16 protein-coding genes are annotated in these 16,339 nt (G+C 51.5%); 8 read left to right on the top strand and 8 right to left on the bottom strand.

The window, feature by feature from the left end; translation table 11 throughout:
• Window positions 1-126: 126 nt before the first annotated feature.
• The 3 genes from ligA to DL239_RS21820 all read left to right on the top strand — a co-directional run bounded on the left by ligA (window position 127) and on the right by DL239_RS21820 (window position 4,738).
• The gene (gene ligA / locus DL239_RS18425) at window positions 127-2,385 is read left to right on the top strand and encodes an NAD-dependent DNA ligase LigA (RefSeq protein WP_167685571.1); all 2,259 of its coding nucleotides are present in this window, start codon (window positions 127-129) and stop codon (window positions 2,383-2,385) included.
• Complete coding sequence (gene recG / locus DL239_RS18420; RefSeq protein ID WP_167685570.1) at window positions 2,382-4,472, top strand: ATP-dependent DNA helicase RecG; 2,091 nt, start codon at window positions 2,382-2,384, stop codon at window positions 4,470-4,472. Before ligA ends, recG begins: the two co-directional genes overlap by 4 nt.
• Window positions 4,473-4,615: 143 nt before the next feature.
• Window positions 4,616-4,738, top strand: a complete 123-nt coding sequence (locus DL239_RS21820) for a hypothetical protein (RefSeq protein WP_255456308.1) — start codon at window positions 4,616-4,618, stop codon at window positions 4,736-4,738.
• A gap of 306 nt (window positions 4,739-5,044) precedes the next feature.
• Here the strand turns inward: DL239_RS21820 and DL239_RS18415 are convergent, their stop codons facing one another.
• On the bottom strand, window positions 5,045-5,497 hold the full coding sequence (locus DL239_RS18415) for an iron-sulfur cluster assembly scaffold protein (RefSeq protein ID WP_167685569.1): 453 nt from the start codon (window positions 5,495-5,497) through the stop codon (window positions 5,045-5,047).
• 76 nt (window positions 5,498-5,573) lie between these two features.
• On the opposite strand from DL239_RS18415, the gene hisI reads away from it, so the two are divergent.
• Complete coding sequence (gene hisI, locus DL239_RS18410) at window positions 5,574-5,933, top strand: phosphoribosyl-AMP cyclohydrolase (protein WP_167685568.1); 360 nt, start codon at window positions 5,574-5,576, stop codon at window positions 5,931-5,933.
• Window positions 5,934-5,981: 48 nt separating this feature from the next.
• On the opposite strand, the gene gluQRS is transcribed toward hisI, so the two are convergent.
• The 3 genes from gluQRS to DL239_RS18395 all read right to left on the bottom strand — a co-directional run bounded on the left by gluQRS (window position 5,982) and on the right by DL239_RS18395 (window position 9,406).
• Complete coding sequence (gene gluQRS / locus DL239_RS18405) at window positions 5,982-6,908, bottom strand: tRNA glutamyl-Q(34) synthetase GluQRS (protein WP_167685567.1); 927 nt, start codon at window positions 6,906-6,908, stop codon at window positions 5,982-5,984.
• Window positions 6,909-6,932: 24 nt separating this feature from the next.
• On the bottom strand, window positions 6,933-8,276 hold the full coding sequence (trmFO, locus tag DL239_RS18400; RefSeq protein WP_167685566.1) for a methylenetetrahydrofolate--tRNA-(uracil(54)-C(5))-methyltransferase (FADH(2)-oxidizing) TrmFO: 1,344 nt from the start codon (window positions 8,274-8,276) through the stop codon (window positions 6,933-6,935).
• Between the two features lie 314 nt (window positions 8,277-8,590).
• Window positions 8,591-9,406 (bottom strand): enoyl-CoA hydratase, encoded by an 816-nt coding sequence (locus DL239_RS18395; RefSeq protein ID WP_255456307.1) that lies wholly within the window; start codon window positions 9,404-9,406, stop codon window positions 8,591-8,593.
• 30 nt (window positions 9,407-9,436) lie between these two features.
• Between DL239_RS18395 and DL239_RS18390 the strand changes: the two genes are divergently transcribed.
• Window positions 9,437-9,859, top strand: a complete 423-nt coding sequence (locus tag DL239_RS18390; RefSeq protein ID WP_167685596.1) for a PaaI family thioesterase — start codon at window positions 9,437-9,439, stop codon at window positions 9,857-9,859.
• Between the two features lie 136 nt (window positions 9,860-9,995).
• Here DL239_RS18390 and DL239_RS18385 read toward each other — a convergent pair whose 3' ends face one another.
• Window positions 9,996-10,196: a DUF1127 domain-containing protein gene (locus DL239_RS18385; RefSeq protein ID WP_206188524.1), complete on the bottom strand. Its 201-nt coding sequence runs from the start codon at window positions 10,194-10,196 to the stop codon at window positions 9,996-9,998.
• Between the two features lie 126 nt (window positions 10,197-10,322).
• Between DL239_RS18385 and DL239_RS18380 the strand changes: the two genes are divergently transcribed.
• The 3 genes from DL239_RS18380 (at window position 10,323) to rpsI (ending at window position 12,945) form a co-directional block, all read left to right on the top strand.
• Window positions 10,323-11,726, top strand: coding sequence for an aminotransferase-like domain-containing protein (locus DL239_RS18380; protein WP_167685563.1), 1,404 nt, complete (start codon window positions 10,323-10,325; stop codon window positions 11,724-11,726).
• Window positions 11,727-11,995: 269 nt separating this feature from the next.
• A complete protein-coding gene (gene rplM / locus DL239_RS18375) occupies window positions 11,996-12,454 on the top strand; it encodes a 50S ribosomal protein L13 (protein ID WP_167685562.1) in 459 nt (152 codons plus the stop codon).
• Window positions 12,455-12,459: 5 nt separating this feature from the next.
• Window positions 12,460-12,945 carry a 30S ribosomal protein S9 gene (rpsI, locus tag DL239_RS18370; RefSeq protein ID WP_167685561.1) on the top strand — a complete coding sequence of 162 codons (486 nt, stop codon included), beginning with the start codon at window positions 12,460-12,462 and terminating at the stop codon, window positions 12,943-12,945.
• A 105-nt stretch (window positions 12,946-13,050) separates the two neighbouring features.
• Here rpsI and DL239_RS18365 read toward each other — a convergent pair whose 3' ends face one another.
• The 3 genes from DL239_RS18365 to ppk2 all read right to left on the bottom strand — a co-directional run bounded on the left by DL239_RS18365 (window position 13,051) and on the right by ppk2 (window position 15,904).
• Window positions 13,051-14,361: an alpha/beta hydrolase gene (locus DL239_RS18365; protein WP_167685560.1), complete on the bottom strand. Its 1,311-nt coding sequence runs from the start codon at window positions 14,359-14,361 to the stop codon at window positions 13,051-13,053.
• A gap of 63 nt (window positions 14,362-14,424) precedes the next feature.
• Complete coding sequence (locus DL239_RS18360; protein ID WP_167685559.1) at window positions 14,425-15,042, bottom strand: TetR/AcrR family transcriptional regulator; 618 nt, start codon at window positions 15,040-15,042, stop codon at window positions 14,425-14,427.
• Window positions 15,035-15,904 (bottom strand): polyphosphate kinase 2, encoded by an 870-nt coding sequence (gene ppk2, locus DL239_RS18355; protein WP_167685558.1) that lies wholly within the window; start codon window positions 15,902-15,904, stop codon window positions 15,035-15,037. The genes DL239_RS18360 and ppk2 overlap by 8 nt, the downstream gene beginning before the upstream one ends.
• Between the last annotated feature and the right edge of the window lie 435 nt (window positions 15,905-16,339).

The raw sequence follows: 16,339 nt of genomic DNA, 5'->3' as shown, positions 1-16,339 counted from the left end.
GAAGCGGCGCCTTAGGGCGCCGCTTTTGATTTGGTAAGACGGGAATTCTTTTCCAGATCGTTTGAGTATCTGGACCCGACGCGCCTCACATTCTATCACCGTGATAGCATGTCATAGGGGGCGCGCGTGAAGCACACCGAAAATAATCAAAAGGCATCTCTTTCAGAAGATGATGCGCGCAAAGAGTTTCTGGAACTTCAGGAAACGTTGCGCCAAGCAGACTTAGATTATCATCAGAAAGATTCTCCGACTTTGTCGGACGCCGATTATGATCTGAAAAAGCGTCGGTACCTCAGCCTTCTTACAACCTTTCCGTCGTTGTCTGAGTTTGCAACACAGATAGGCAAAGTCGGGGCTCCGGCCGCATCTGGCTTTGGTAAGATTTCTCATGCGCAGCGGATGTTGTCGCTTAGTAACGCTTTCGACGACGACGACGTTGAAAATTTCGATACCAGCATTCGAAAATACCTCGGTTTAGCCGCCAATGACGAATTGTCGTATACTGCCGAGCCCAAAATTGACGGGCTTTCACTGTCTCTACGATATGAGAATGGACTTCTGAAGCAAGCAGCGACGCGTGGAGACGGAGAAACAGGTGAAAATGTCACAGGAAATGCCCTAACCATTTCTGACATACCGCATCAGATCGCCAATGCTCCGGACATCCTTGAAGTGCGGGGCGAAGTTTACATGAGCCACGACGACTTTTCAGCGTTGAACCAACGTCAGTTTGAACGTGGCGGTAAGGCTTTTGCTAACCCCAGAAACGCGGCGGCTGGATCGTTGCGCCAATTGGATGTCGAAATTACCCGGTCCAGACCTTTGCGTTTCTTTGCTTATAGTTGGGGCGAACTCTCAACGCCTCTGGCAAGCACGCAGATGGGAGCACTAAAAAAGCTGATTGAGTTTGGCTTTGATACCAACCCTTTAACCCAACTTTGTTTGTCGCCCAAGGAATTGATTGAACACTACGGGAAAATTGAATCCCAGCGTGCATCCTTGGGGTACGATATCGACGGGGTGGTGTATAAGGTGAACGATCTTGCCCTGCAGGAGCGCCTGGGTTTTCGGTCGACAACACCGCGGTGGGCGATCGCGCATAAATTTCCGGCGGAACTTGCGTGGACCCGAATTGAGGCCATCGACATTCAAGTTGGCAGGACCGGTGCACTCAGCCCGGTTGCACGTTTGGAGCCTGTAACGGTTGGCGGCGTCGTGGTGTCTAATGCGACGTTGCACAATGAAGACTACATAGCGGGCCGAGATTCAAAGGGCGAAGAAATACGAAACGGCAAGGACATCCGAATTGGAGACCTTGTCCAAGTGTATCGGGCAGGAGACGTGATACCCAAAGTGGCAGATGTTGATGTTGCGAAGCGTCCGGGCGCCTCAACCCCCTTCTGTTTTCCCGAGGTCTGCCCAGAGTGCGGCAGCCAAGCTGTGCGAGAGGAAGGTGACGCGGTACGCTACTGCACTGGCGGGCTAATTTGCCCTGCTCAAGCCAAAGAAAAATTGCGGCATTTTGTGGCTCGCAAGGCTTTTGATATCGAGGGCCTAGGCGCCAAGCAGATCGAGACATTCTTTGAGAATGAAGATCTATCCATTTTGGAACCCGCCGATATATTTTCTCTGGCAAGGAGAGACGAAGCGAACTTCACAAAGTTGAAGAACCGGAATGGTTGGGGTGAACAAAGTGCGACTAACCTTTTTGCCGCAATTGAAGATAAGCGCCAAATCGCCTTTGGTAGATTTTTGTTTTCATTAGGTATTCGTCATGTTGGCGAAACTGCGGCCAAAGATCTGGCGCTGCATTTCATGAACTGGGACAAACTTATTGCAGGGGTCGACATAGCGCGACCTGCAGCCGTTGCATGGCGAAGGGCGGATGAGGCGGAGGATGCAGAGCGCATTGCTGCAAAAGCTGAAAACAGGCGAGCAAAAATCAAGGAAACACGCGACACTGTGTTTGAAAAAAGTGGCATCGAGCCTTCTGCTATGACTGCCTGGGATGATTTGACTGGGATTGACGGAATAGGTGCCTCTGTCGCTCTTTCATTGACCGACGCCTTTGCTAACCGCGAGGAGCGGGCAGCAATCATGAGGCTGGCTAAGGAACTGGATATCGTCCCCCCAGTAGCACCGTCTAGTGAAAGTCCCGTTGCCGGAAAAACTGTCGTATTTACTGGAACTTTGGAAAGAATGACGCGTGCTGAAGCAAAAGCTCGTGCTGAATCCCTAGGCGCCAAAGTTTCTGGATCGGTCTCTAAGAAAACCGATATTTTGGTGGCTGGTCCTGGCGCTGGGTCCAAGGCGAAGAAAGCTGCTGATTTTGGGGTCAAAGTCCTGAACGAGGATGAGTGGCTAGCGTTGATTTCTCCAGCATGAGCGGTCGCCCGGAAAAACTTTATCCGCTGTTCTCTGAGCTAGAAACGCTACAGGGGGTCGGCCCGAAAACTGCTCAGCACTTCGCTCAAATAGGAGTAGAGTCGCCGCGTGACCTTTTGTTTTCGCTCCCATATTCCGTGGTTGATCGACGAATTCGTAGTACGTTATCGGGCTGTGACTTTCCATCTGTCGTGACGGTAGAGGTTACCATTGGCGAGCATCGCCCCGCTCGTAATCGTGGAGGGGCTTACCGTATTCAGGTCATGGATGCGGAAACGGACTTTCAGCTGGTGTTCTTCCACGGTCGAAGCAGATATCTTCTTGCTCAGGTGCCTGAAGGGTCACGGAGGGTCGTTTCTGGAAAAGTTGAGTTGTTTGATGGAATGGCCCAAATGGTTCACCCGGACCATATGGTGCCCCTGGAAGAAGCGTCTGATATTCCCGAGTTTGAGCCGGTCTACAATCTGACACAGGGCATCACTCAAAAGACGATGTTCAAGTCCGTACAAAGCGCATTAAAGCGCACGCCTGTTTTAGATGAGTGGATCGATCCAGCACAGTTGGCGAAAAAAAACTGGCGGCAATGGCAGGATTCAGTTTTCGACGCGCATAACCCAAGCGGATTGGAGGACTTAGACGCTCACTCTCCATCTCGCGCCAGATTGGCCTATGATGAGTTGTTTGCTCATCAACTTACTTTGGCGCTTGCACGGCAAATGGAGCGTAAAACACGCGGAACATCCAGTAAGGGAACCGGCATTTTGCAGGCCCTTGTCCTTGCGGCACTTCCTTATAAACCAACATCGGCGCAGACCCGCGCTATTGCAGAAATCGCGACGGACCTTGGGTCTGACCAGCGGATGAACCGACTTCTGCAAGGCGACGTAGGATCCGGCAAAACCTTAGTTGCTTTCATGGCGTTACTGACCGTTGTTGAGGGGAGTGGCCAAGGCGTAATGATGGCGCCCACCGAGATACTGGGGCGCCAACATTTGGATGGATTGCGGCCCTTGGCCGAGGACGCTGGGGTTGTACTGGAGCTGTTAACCGGGCGTGACAAAGGGGCTGAACGTAAGGCTAAGCTTGCAGCGTTGAAACGGGGGGACATCCACATTCTTGTTGGGACCCATGCAGTATTTCAGCAGGATGTAGAGTTTCACGACCTTAGACTTGCCATTGTTGACGAACAGCATCGGTTTGGTGTGCGTCAGAGGATGGAGCTAGCTGAAAAAGGGCAGGGGGCAGATGTATTAGTTATGACTGCGACCCCCATTCCCCGATCACTTGCATTGGCGCAATATGGCGACATGGATGTGTCTGTTTTGGACGAAAAGCCGCCGGGACGTAAACCTGTTAAGACTGCTGTTATTAGTACGGAGCGGATGGATGAGGTTATTAGTCATTTGCGCCGCGCGATTGCCGAAGGACGTCAATGTTATTGGGTGTGTCCATTGGTCGAAGAATCCGAAGTGATGGATTTAATCGCCGCCGAAGAGCGTTTCAAACGTTTGCGTGCGGTTTTAGGCGAGGGCGTCGTCGGATTGGTCCATGGGCAGATGCCGGCTTCGGAGAAAGACGCTGCAATGGCTGCTTTCCAGGCTGGTGAAACATCTGTTTTAGTCGCAACAACAGTAATCGAGGTGGGAGTAAATGTCCCCAACGCCTCAATTATGGTGATCGAGCGAGCTGAGATATTTGGTTTGGCCCAATTGCATCAGCTACGTGGCCGAGTGGGCCGGGGTTCTGCTGAATCAACGTGTCTATTGATGTACCAAGCACCGTTGAAGGAAGGTGGCCGCAAGCGGCTTGAAGTTCTGCGTGAAACAGAAGATGGATTCGTGATTTCCGAAACAGATCTTCAAATGCGTGGAGCTGGAGATGTGATTGGCACCGCCCAATCCGGTCTTCCGAGGTTTCAAATTGCAGATTTGGAAAGGCAAGCTGGTCTAATGGCTATAGCTCAAAGTGATGCGAGGGCCTTGCTGGCGACAGATCCGAAATTAGAAAGCCCCCGAGGCCAGGCAGCCCGTGTTCTTTTGTGGTTGATGAGGCAAGATCAAGCAATTCGATTAATTTCAGTGGGTTAGTGGAACTGACTGTGGATGTTCTCATTTTTATTAGAAAATGTTCTCATTTAGTTCTTTACAGATCATCTTAAAAATGAGAACAAAGGGTCAACAAACACCGTAGAGTGTGATCAACAGACAAGATTATTCCTGGAGGCCAACCGATGATTGAACAAATCAAGAACACATTTCAGCATTCGCCGACGACATTGTTGCAGGATGCAGTAGGGGCGGCTTCTTTGGTCGTTATTTTAGTCTTTGCCCTACATGCCCCAAGCTTTCTTTAAACACACAAATTGCGCTTTTGTGCTGGTTACGCCTGCATCCTGTCCCAATGATATTGGGGGCTACTGCCTGTCCTGACCCCAATTGGATCTGCCTCATGATCCGCTAGTAGTAACCTGATCCCACATGAAAGCGTGACTCTTCCGCCGCCATCTTCCCAGATGTGCGGCGGATCTTTTTTGTAATGTAGATAGTCTCGCAGTCCAGCTGATGACTAACAGTGATAGACATACTAGCGGCGATAAGTGCCAAACACTTCTGCTCGTCAGAGCGGGCAGGCGGGACGAATTTGATTTGTAGGTTAGAGCTTAGCCGCAGTTTTGTTGGGAGACCTGCCGCATTGCTTCAAGAGTCGCTTCGAGAGCGAGCAAAATCGAAGCGTGGCGGTTCTTGAAATCACGTGCAGGAATGAGAACTTCTAGTTCGTTAAAAGGTGGCGAAGGTACGGGGCCATTTTCAACCAGCATTGATTTAAGTTGATTGCGAGCAGTTTCAACTTCGTCATAGCAGCGGCCCAAGATCGCATTACCAACAATAGAAGCTGAGGCTTGCCCGAGCGCACAGGCCTTAACATCCTGACCAAAATCAGTAATTTTCCCGTCTGACAGGTTCAGGTCAATCGTAATGGTCGATCCGCAAAGCGGTGCGCGCTTCTTTACCGTCGCGTCCGGTGCCTCCAACCGCTCCAGGTGCGGAATATCCGCAGCCAACGCCAGAATTCTTGAGGAGTAGAGTTTGATCAGGTCGCTGTCACTGGTCATGTGTATTCCTTGGGCTTTCCCTAGCCGAGTGTTCACAATACATAGGGTGCGAAATCCAGATACAAAAGGTTTTTATATGTCCTTTGATCCCAATAACCTGACCTACAATTCTGCCGGGCTGATCCCTTGCATTGCACAAGATGCTACCAATGGAGATGTCTTGATGATGGCATGGATGAATGCGGAGGCCGTAGCCAAGACTTTGGAAACTGGCAAGGTGACCTATTGGTCGCGCTCCAGGCAGTCTTTCTGGATCAAGGGGGAGAGTTCGGGCAATGTCCAGGAACTGGTAGACCTAAGGGTTGATTGTGATCAGGATTGCCTGTTGGCATTGGTCAACCAGACTGGGCCAGCTTGCCACACCAATCGCCGAAGCTGTTTCTATACTGCCGTGCGTGGCGGCGAAGAGACTGAAATTCTGGCGCCACTAAAGTAAATGTTTTGAACTTTCTGTCGAAACGTTGAGTGAAGTTGGGCAAGGCTCCTAGTCAAGCTCGACTAGATTGCGAATGTATTTTGGGGTAGCACCTTCCGCTCGGTACTTTGCTATCGCGCGGGCATCATCCCGTTTGGCTAAGCGCTTACCATTGCCGTCTCGAATAAGCCCGTGGTGGTGGTAAGTTGGCGTCGGTAGGCCGAGTAGACGTTGCAGAATGACATGGATTTTAGTCGCCTCAAAAAGGTCCTGTCCGCGAACAACATGTGTCACACCCTGCGCCGCGTCATCCAAGACAACGGAAAGATGGTAGGACGTTCCCATTCCTCGGCGTGACAACACAATGTCGCCTATCGACTCCAATATTTCATGCTTAGTGAATTCTATCTGGCCAGTTTCACCATCTGGCCCGCTGCCCGTTTCAGTAAAGGCCGCTCCCCAACTTTGTTCGTCCGAAAACTTATGAGTAGTGTGGGGGAGGTTGTCGGAATAGGCGCATGCTTTTTGCATGTCCAATCTGATAGCGGCCCCTCGGGGGAATGGAGTTTGTGCTGCAGCGCATTGATTCAAGGAATTGGTTTTCTTGCACGTTTGGGGATAAACGAGACCGTCCGGCCCAAATACTGCTTCGCCTTCCTGCGGAGCTGAGGCAGCGGTTTCAATGTCACGCCGCGTGCAGGTGCAGCGGTACAAAACTCCAGTTTTCCAGAGTTTCTCCAGTGCCCCATGATATCTGTCCATTTGATCTGACTGTCGCATGACAGGGGTAGGCCATTTTAGGCCTAACCAGGAAAGGTCGTCATATATCTGGGATTCCCAATGTTCACGAGCGCGAGACTGATCGATATCTTCAATTCGTAGAAGGAATTTCCCGTCATTGGCCCCCGCCATATCCTGCGCCAAAAGAGCTGAATAAGCGTGACCCAGATGCAGCGGGCCGGTAGGAGAGGGGGCAAAACGGGTAATGAATGTCACGGTCAGCTTGCCCCTATGCACAGTTTATGAGAAGTTGCTAATCCATTCAGACCAAGCAGTTTTTGCCCGATCTGTATAGGCCTTATAGCGGTCCTTCCGACCACGGCGACCTCCCTTCAGGCCTTCGACGGGTTGAAATAAACCAAAGTTCACATTCATGGGCTGAAAGGTCTTAGCCTCGGCGCCGCCGGTGATATGGTGGATCAACGCGCCCATTGCACTGTCCTGCGGTACACTAGGCAAGTCTTGGCCAAGTATTTCGGCTGCGGCCATGCGGCCTGCCAACAACCCCATGGCCGCACTTTCAACATAGCCTTCTACACCGGTAATTTGCCCGGCAAAGCGGATATTTGGCTTTGTCTTCAGTCGCATTTGGGCGTCAAGGAGGGTGGGGGAATTCAAGAATGTGTTTCGGTGGATGCCGCCAAGGCGAGCAAACTGAGCGTCCTGTAATCCTGGGATCATCCGAAGAACCTGAGTTTGGGCGCCGTATTTCATCTTGGTCTGGAAGCCGACGATGTTAAACAAAGTTGCCAGTTTGTTGTCGCGGCGAAGCTGGACTACGGCATAGGCCTTTTCTTCGGGTTTATGAGCATTTGTGAGCCCAACCGGCTTCATTGGGCCAAACCGAAGCGTTTCACGCCCGCGTTCCGCCATGACTTCTATCGGTAGGCAACCGTCAAAATACCCTGCTGTTTCACCTTCGTGGAATTCGGTCTTCTCAGCAGTCAAAAGCGCATCGATAAATTCCTCGTATTGCTCTTTTGTCATAGGGCAATTGAGGTAGGCCGTTTTCTCTTCCTCTGTTTCACCCTTGTCATAGCGAGATTGCATCCAGGCCTTCGACATGTCGATGCTGTCAGCATAGATAATTGGCGCGATAGCGTCGAAAAAGGCTAAGGCCTCGGCGCCGGTCTCACTTTGGATTGCTTGCCCCAAGGCCGAAGATGTCAGTGGTCCGGTTGCAAAGATCCAGTGCCCGTCTTCGGGAAGATGCGTAATTTCATCATAGCAGATTGTGACATTGGGGTGGCTCTTCAGGCTGTCAGTGATGGTCTGCGCAAAAGGTTCGCGATCAACCGCCAAGGCGCCACCTGCGGGCAAGCGGTGCTTATCTGCCGTTGCCATGATAAGGCCATTTGCGGCGCGCATTTCCCAGTGCAGCAAGCCGACAGCGTTTTGCTCATCGTCATCGGATCTGAATGAATTGGAGCAAACCATTTCGCCCAGATTGCCGGTCTGGTGAGCAAATGTTTTCACTTTGGGACGCATTTCGTGGATCACCACTTGAACGCCCATGTTTGCCGCCTGCCAGGCTGCTTCGGATCCGGCCATTCCGCCGCCGACGATATGCAATGTTTGTGTCATGGCTGCGACATAGGCTAGGGCGGGGTTTGGTGCAATATGGGGTGCAAAAAAACCGGCCTAGCCAGAACCATCGCAGGTCATGCAAGAAAATGACGGTATTTAGAGCGGAGAAGAGAGAATTGGGGTCGCCGCTGCGGGAATGTCGAACCGGGGAGAGAACCGGTTTGGAGGGACCTTCCACAGGCGGCGACCCAAATTGTGACCGGGCGATGCGCCCTGCCCAATCCTTGCCATGTTCTTGCCTTGTTTGAAAGGCTCGATATGGAAACAATGCGCACCAAATCGTAAACAAAGACTAAAATTTTCAGGAAATTCTAATCTTTTTTCCAGCTTGGCTGTCTTTTCTCGGCAAAGGCATTCATGCCTTCAATGGTATCTTGATGAAGCAAGTTTTCGACGATCACGTCGCCAGTAAAGGCATATGCTTTATCAAGCGGCATCTCCAGTTGCTGGTAAAAGGCGTGCTTGCCAATCTTGAGTGCCGATCCCAGTTTGTCGGCAATGGTGTTTGCTAGCAGGAGTGTTGCTGACTTGAGGTCGTCGTTTGGAACGGCCTGATTGATCAATCCTAGTTCCGCGGCGCGATGGGCCGTCATGAAATTTCCCGTCGTCAGCAACTCAAGCGCGTGTTTGCGAGGGATGTTGCGCGACAAGGCCACCATTGGGGTCGAGCAAAAAAGACCAATACTAACGCCGTTAACGCCGAACTTTGTGTCCTCTGTGGCCACAGCGAGATCACAGGACGCGACCAATTGGCAGCCTGCAGCCGTCGCTATTCCGTGTACTTGTGCGATGACCACTTGTGGTAATTTTTGCAAACCAGTCATCACAGAGGTGCAGCGAGTAAATAAGTCCTGGAAATTAGCCTTGCCACCATCCGGGCTATCGCGGGCGCTATTCATCTGCTTAATGTCGTGGCCTGCACAGAATGCTTTACCGGCGCCGGATAGGATGACAACCTTAATGCTACTGTCGTGCGTTAGTGTTTCGATCTGTGCCTGTAAGGCCGCTAACATTTCATCCGAAAGTGCGTTTAGCCTTTCCGGTGCGTTCATTGTCAGGTGGGCGATGGCGCCGGTGTCGTGGCGTTTTAAAATTGTCATCTTGCTCTCCTTGGTCTGCTCACCCAATCATAAGCTGCACTAAAGTTGGAGAATAGCATGTCATTACAGATGGACGCGGCGGAATTGATGGAGTTTCTGGACGACATCTTTCCTCAGGTCAGGGGCGACTTTGAAGTTGATGATCTGTCGGCAAATGAAATTTCAATGAGGCTTTGTGTTCAAGAGAAGCATTTGCGCCCAGGGGGAACTGTTTCCGGACCGTCGATGTTTGCGCTGGCTGACTGTGCTGCCTATGCGATGGTTCTGGCTCGGATTGGGCGAGAAGCCTTAGCTGTAACGACCAATTGTTCAATCGATTTCATGCGCAAGCCGAGTGCGGGTGCTGATTTGATTGGAACTTGCAAGCTATTGAAACTTGGTAGGTCTTTGGCTGTCTGTGATATTTTGATCCATTCAGTCGACCAAGATGCGCCGGTTGCACGGGCTAATATGACGTATTCAATTCCACCGAAGTGTTGATTGAGTGGTCCTCATTTAAATATTCAATGCTAAATCAATCGGTGTGATTTGGTAGCGGATCAACTCAATGATCGTTGCGCTATAAAAAAGGCCGGGGTTTCCCCCGGCCATAAAGTGGTTCTAGCGTCCCTGGGGATCAAGGGCGCCAGAACGGAAGGGTGGCTTGGTGTTGGGCTTCGGCTCGGTTGCGGCCGATATCGTCTAGTTGCTCTTGGGATAAGTATCGCAGTGGTTTTCGCGTTCGGATTCGCAAATTCCATTTAGTGATGAGCACAGCAAGCGCGACGGCCAATTCGGCCGCGACCGGAAGGGCTGGGCGACTGACCAAGAAGGACATGTTAGACTGAGGCATTCGAGCGTCGTGTATCATCGTGTGCTCCACTATTGTGTTGATACAATCTTGAACTTGCATTACATCGTGTTGATACAAAGCGGATTGATCGTTGTCTATGAGGGGATTGTAATGGGTACAATTTGGCCCCGGGAACTTGATGATACCAAGGGACCGAAGTATAAAAAGCTCGCTGAAACAATTCGCTCGGCTATAGACGATGGTGATCTATCAACTGGTACAAAACTGCCGCCTGTTCGTGAGTTGTCCTATCAGCTTGGGATTACTCCTGGGACAGTCGCGCGTGCCTATTCTATTTTGACTGACGAAGGCTTGCTTCAGGCCGAGGTCGGCCGCGGGACCTTTGTTGCTGCCAAACAGAAACCAGTTTTGGATGATGTTTGGGCAAGGCAGCTGCATATTCATGAGCTGAACAATCCCAATCACATCAGCTTGTTTAGCCCCAGGGTGCCAGATGTCGGGCAGGTTGAGGCCATCCGAAAAGCGTTAGTGAAGGTAGCAAATGGTCCTGAGCTGACTTTTCTTAGTTATCCAACCCGTAGCGCCTATCAGCCTGTTCGTGAGGCTGTGGTGAATTGGTTGTCAGAATTGCCGGTTGGGAGTTTGAACGAAGAGGATGTGGTTCTTACTCACGGTGGCCAAAGCGGCTTGATGGTGGTTATGCAAGCGATTCTGAAGGGGGCGAAGCCAACTGTCCTGGTTGAGGACTTGTCTTATGCGGGGTTCCGCCGTGCGGCCGAACTGTTGCGAGCCGATGTGGTCGGAATTGAGATGGATGAATATGGCGTTATCCCGGAATCATTAGAGAAGGCGGCCCGCAAGACTGGCGCAACGGTTTTTTGCACAAGCCCAGAAGTTCATAACCCAACAGGTCTTTATACCCCACTGGAGAGACGGCAAGAAATCGTAGAGGTGGCCAAGCGTCATAACATTCAAATCCTAGAGGATGACTGCTATCGGATGGGAGATCCGAGAGCTCCATGTTACCGAGCCCTGGCCCCTGAGATAGGCTGGCACGTAAGCTCTATTTCCAAGACCTTGACACCATCCCTAAGGGTTGGGTTTGCCTTGGCGCCACAGGGGCGGGGAGCAGATTTGAGACGTGCTGCTGAACACGGGTATTTTGGGCTGGCGCAGCCTTTGGCTGCGTTGACGTGTATTCTTCTAGGCGATCCTAAGACCAAAATCCTGGCGCGTGCTGTGCAGGCAGAGATGGCTCGCTACGTTCGGGTTGCGGTCAACGCACTTGGTGGATTCGATTTAACATGGGACGATCAAGTGCCCTTCCTTTGGCTACGGTTGCCATCTGGTTGGCGCTCGGCTGCATTTACACGTGCGGCCGAAGGGCAGGGGGTTCAGATCAGGTCTGCGGATGAATTCGCCCTGCGAGATGGGCGTGCCCCGAATGCGGTGCGTATTGCAGTAAATTGCCATGTGTCCCTGGCGGAGTTCGAGGGCGCCATGCAGTCCCTTAGGGCGCTGCTGGACAATCCGCCCGAACAGATCAGTGTGTAATTGGGCGATTTTCTGTCAGTGCGAGTAGCTGAATTTTGGTCGTGGGTTCAGGAAAGGTCGATGAAGGTGCGAATGACTTCATAAAAGGCGGGCCGAGAGTGTAATTGTGTGGGGTATTATAGTACCCAATTTGTAACCATCTGATAACGTTGGTAAACTTATCCATTGGTGCTGTTGACTGGTGCTTTGGTTCCCCGTAAACCCCGTCCATAGAATTCGAATGCCGGGCTTGTTCTGGTGTTCTCAACGTTAAACAGGATTTACCTGCCATGAAAACCTTCTCTGCTACCCCAGCAGACATCGAGAAGAAATGGATCATCATCGACGCCGAAGGCGTGGTGCTGGGCCGTCTTGCCTCGATTGTAGCCATGCGTCTGCGTGGCAAGCACAAGCCGTCATTCACTCCTCACATGGATTGCGGCGACAATGTCATCGTCATCAATGCTGACAAAGTTCAGATGACTGGCAAAAAGCGCGAAGAAAACTTCTACTGGCACACCGGTCACCCGGGTGGCATCAAGTCGCGCACCAAGCAACAGATTCTCGAGGGTAAGCACCCCGAGCGCGTCATGATCCAAGCGGTCAAGCGCATGTTGCCGGGTAACAAGCTCAGCCGTCAGATTATGACAAACCTGCGTGTATACGCTGGTGCAGAGCATCCCCATGAGGCGCAAAGCCCCGAAGTTCTGGACGTTAAGTCCATGAACAAGAAAAACACCCGGAGCTAATGTAGATGTCTGATCAGATCAACACTCTCGAAGAGCTGAGCGCCGTTGCTGGCGTTGAAGCTGTCGCCGAAGACATCATCGCACGTGAGCCTGTGCGTGATGAACTGGGCCGTGCCTATGCAACTGGTAAGCGTAAAGACGCTGTTGCCCGCGTTTGGATCAAGCCGGGTTCCGGCAAGGTCACTGTAAACGGTCGCGAAATCAAAGTTTACTTTGCTCGCCCTGTTCTGCAGATGATCCTGCGTCAGCCGTTCCAGGTTTCTGGTACAGAAGACCAGTTTGACGTTTACGCAACCGTTAAAGGTGGCGGTCTTTCCGGTCAGGCCGGTGCGGTCAAGCACGGTATTTCCAAAGCTCTGCAGCTGTACGATCCCAGCCTGCGTGGCGCTTTGAAAGCTGCTGGCTTCCTGACCCGCGACAGCCGTGTGGTTGAGCGTAAGAAATACGGTAAAGCAAAAGCCCGTAAGAGCTTCCAGTTCTCCAAGCGTTAAGTTTGGACTGTATGCTATTGGAGAGGCCACGCTTAATGCGTGGCCTTTTTGCTTTCTTGAAAGGCTGGACCGGGAAACGCACGAAACAAAGGGCCTTTTCGACAGTCAATAGACGGATAGGGCGGACTTCAATCGCTCCGGGTAATCGGAAGGAAACTGCCACACGGCGCTCTTGGGCTCGCGGATCAAGCCTCGGGTTGCTGGCAGTAGCCCCTTAAGAAGTGATAAGAAGATATCGCTGCTAGTCCATGGTGATGACCGAAAATACCAATGCCCATTTCCTTGGTCGACCCCAGGCGCATTACTGGCATCAATAAGCGACAATCGAGATTCTGAGATCAATAGATCCTCAATTCCCGATGGAACCTCACCTTCGGCGGCGACCTGGCCCAGTCTGTTATGGCCAAACACAATGCGACTAAGGTTGAGTGCGGCGTCACTACTGGACATGTAGATCGACAGGTGATCCATTCCTTCCAATAATCCGTCTGTGAGGGCCTGAATAAAGTAGGTTCGGTCAAGGTCGCTGCCAATCAAGATAACCTGTCCAAGTCGAGCCCTTCGTTTTCCAGATGATTGGTTCTGCAATGCGATTTGGTAGGCGACCTCGAACACCAGCCGAGATCCCGCACTATAACCTATCAGGTGAATTCTGCGCGCTTTGGTTTTGTCTGAGAGAAGTTCAACGAGCTTTCTCAGATTTCGGCGTGTCGCACTGGCTGTTTCCAAATCCCGGAAGTATGCAAAACGATTTGGAGTTGCCGGCCAGTTGTAACTTATAAATGCACCTTGATATCCTAGGAAATGTTGCAACTCCTTGGATACTAGGGTTGGGTATTCAAAATCAACGTTGTAGCCATGGACATAAATGAATACGTCTCGGTTGCCTGATAGGTCTAACTGCCGATTGATGGCCTGAGAGAAAATACTCTCAGCCTGACTTGTTATGTGGTCCGGGAGGGCGGCACCGTTCTCATCGCTTGAAGAAAACGGCATTGGCCCGATTTCATGGACTGCAGATACCTGTAGCGTTCTGGGAGTTTCGCGTTCGCCTGAGAGTGTAATTCGGCGAAGGCTTTCCCAGTCTTGAGCCGGAGGTGTCATTTCAATGCTGACGGTTCCGGTGCGCAGAGCAATGCCCCTTTTATTCGTATAAAACTCTTGTTTGTCGTTTATGGCCGCCACTTCTCTGTCTGTCGCATAGAACAACTGGGTGTGGGGTTGGATTTGTTTTGGTCCACGACTGTTGAACGGGTCTAGATCACCCTCAGTATAGACGGTGGGAGACGGCATCAGTTCAAGCTCGTTGTATACGTATTCTCCGCAGCCGGACAGCATCAGCGCGATAGCAGCAGCCTGGATAGTGCAGGACAGCCAAGTCTTTCTCTTTGCGGAAAATTGGTTTGGTCTTTGCACCAGCGCTCACTCAAGTTTTGTCTGTTGGGTCAGTGTTGATTTGCTCGGAACTGACGACAGGGGTTAGGAGTCGGGCTCGATCAAGCCCAGCCCACGAAGATAGATGCCAATGCCGCTTTCTAACAGGTCTTCGGGCGAATATGGCGACGCCGTTCCGGGAGTGTTACGGGCGTAAAGTTCTACCACTCCATGGCTAAGAGCAAGGATATGTGCCGAAAACATCGAAGCAGGCGGGCGTTTGTGAGGTGGAATGTGTTCGCATAACTCAGTGACCGCTCGCTCAAAAATACCGCGGGCACGGGCCGCAGCGTCTGATAGCTCGGGAGTGCGATTGACTGAAATACCACTCTCGAACATCGCTATGTAGTGACCAGGGTGCTTGCGAGCAAAGGCCAAATATGCCCGGCCTGTGGTTTCAAATGCAGCCAGTGCAGATGGTTGCCCCTTGTCGTAGGCATATTGCATCAAGTCCGCGAACATCGAATATCCCTGACGCGCCGCCTCGGCGATCAGGTCCTCGCGCCCCTCAAAATGGCGATAGACCGCTGCTGGGGTGACGCCTGCTTGTTTGGCTGCTTCGGACAAAGTGAACCCTGTTGGGCCTTTTACTTCTATCAGCTTCAGCGCTGCTTCAACGAGCGCTTGGCGTAAATTTCCGTGATGGTAACCGCGTTTAGGCATTCAAGATTTCCGGGCCTCCGCAAATGGATTGATCAATTGTACCCAACGCACTTGCGTCTTTGTTGTCGTAGTCTAACGCGCTTAGAACGTGGCGAATAGCCGATAGTCGGGCACGGCGTTTATCTTCAGACCTAATAACTGTCCAAGGTGCAACTTCGTTGTGGGTGCGCTCTAGTGTCTCGCCGATAGCGTCCGAGTAATCATCCCATCGTTCCAGGCCCTTTATGTCAATTGGGCTAAGCTTCCACTGTTTTAGCGGGTCTTGTTCGCGTTTAAGGAACCGACGTAGCTGTTCGGCACGACCAACATTCAGCCACAACTTGAACAGCTTGATACCGTCATCGACCAGCGCACGCTCAAAGCCGTCTACTTGCCTAAAGAAACGCTCGCGTTGATCGTTGCTGCAGAAACCGAACACTTTTTCCACTACGCCACGATTGTACCAGCTTCGGTCAAAAAATGTTATCTCACCACCTGATGGTAGGTGGTCAATATAACGTTGGAAATACCATTGGGTTTGTTCAGCTTCTGAAGGTTTGCTAAGGGCAACGACACGTGCCCCACGCGGATTGAGGTTTTCCTGGAACCGCTTGATTGTTCCTCCTTTTCCAGAGGCATCGCGTCCTTCAAAAATTACTGCAATACGGTCGCCAGACTGCTTTATCCCTGCCTGCATTTTCACCAACTCTACCTGCAGTTTGGCCATGTCCTTATCATAGACCTTTCGGCGCATTCTTTCTCGATGCGGGTAGCTCTGGCTCAGGACTTCCGTTTTGTTTCCATCACGAATGGACCTGTGAACTTCATCAGGTGCAGCATCCTCATAGTAGGCGCTAATGGCCCCGTTGAACGGCAGTTGCATGGTGAAATCCTTCCTGTCCTCAATCCCTTATATGGTAGTTCAGTTTGAAATGTGAATCTGTTTAGCGGAAATATTGGCGGGCAGGGGGCACCTTTGTCCAGGTCTCAAAACTATGAGCAGAACTAGAGGCGCCGTTGGGCCCAGGGGGCAGGGCCGCTGAAAGTGTGCAGAGTATTTTTTTGGGGGGCGTTGATGGCGCGCAGGAAACCGCCGATGGGCGAATTTTCTGCAAATAGGTGCATTGTTGATGTCGTGTATTCGGCCCCAAAGCCCGTTTTGGTGGTCGGTTTCTCAAGCTACTCGCTGGCCAGTTTTACTAACTTCCCATGAATTCAGCGTTCCGTAGTTGTAAAAATCGATCCACTTGTTATAACTTTTTAGGTGCGTTGGCGGTTCAAAATTCCCGTAAAGAGAGTTCAACTTTCAAAAATGTTC

It is taken from the genome of Parasedimentitalea denitrificans, from assembly GCF_011813015.1.
GTDB lineage: Bacteria > Pseudomonadota > Alphaproteobacteria > Rhodobacterales > Rhodobacteraceae > Parasedimentitalea > Parasedimentitalea denitrificans.
The sequence above is the reverse complement of the archived record's forward strand: the minus strand, read 5'-3'. Positions and strand labels throughout refer to the sequence as shown.

Bases quoted from the DNA above. Each gene is read 5' to 3' on its own strand.
- trmFO (WP_167685566.1), bottom strand. From the start codon at position 8,276: ATGACACAAACATTGCATATCGTCGGCGGCGGAATGGCCGGATCCGAA.
- DL239_RS18390 (WP_167685596.1), top strand. From the start codon at position 9,437: ATGTCATTACAGATGGACGCGGCGGAATTGATGGAGTTTCTGGACGAC.
- hisI (WP_167685568.1), top strand. From the start codon at position 5,574: ATGTCCTTTGATCCCAATAACCTGACCTACAATTCTGCCGGGCTGATC.
- ppk2 (WP_167685558.1), bottom strand. From the start codon at position 15,904: ATGCAACTGCCGTTCAACGGGGCCATTAGCGCCTACTATGAGGATGCT.
- DL239_RS18415 (WP_167685569.1), bottom strand. From the start codon at position 5,497: ATGACCAGTGACAGCGACCTGATCAAACTCTACTCCTCAAGAATTCTG.
- DL239_RS18360 (WP_167685559.1), bottom strand. From the start codon at position 15,042: ATGCCTAAACGCGGTTACCATCACGGAAATTTACGCCAAGCGCTCGTT.
- DL239_RS18385 (WP_206188524.1), bottom strand. From the start codon at position 10,196: ATGTCCTTCTTGGTCAGTCGCCCAGCCCTTCCGGTCGCGGCCGAATTG.
- rplM (WP_167685562.1), top strand. From the start codon at position 11,996: ATGAAAACCTTCTCTGCTACCCCAGCAGACATCGAGAAGAAATGGATC.
- recG (WP_167685570.1), top strand. From the start codon at position 2,382: ATGAGCGGTCGCCCGGAAAAACTTTATCCGCTGTTCTCTGAGCTAGAA.
- DL239_RS18380 (WP_167685563.1), top strand. From the start codon at position 10,323: ATGGGTACAATTTGGCCCCGGGAACTTGATGATACCAAGGGACCGAAG.
- DL239_RS21820 (WP_255456308.1), top strand. From the start codon at position 4,616: ATGATTGAACAAATCAAGAACACATTTCAGCATTCGCCGACGACATTG.
- rpsI (WP_167685561.1), top strand. From the start codon at position 12,460: ATGTCTGATCAGATCAACACTCTCGAAGAGCTGAGCGCCGTTGCTGGC.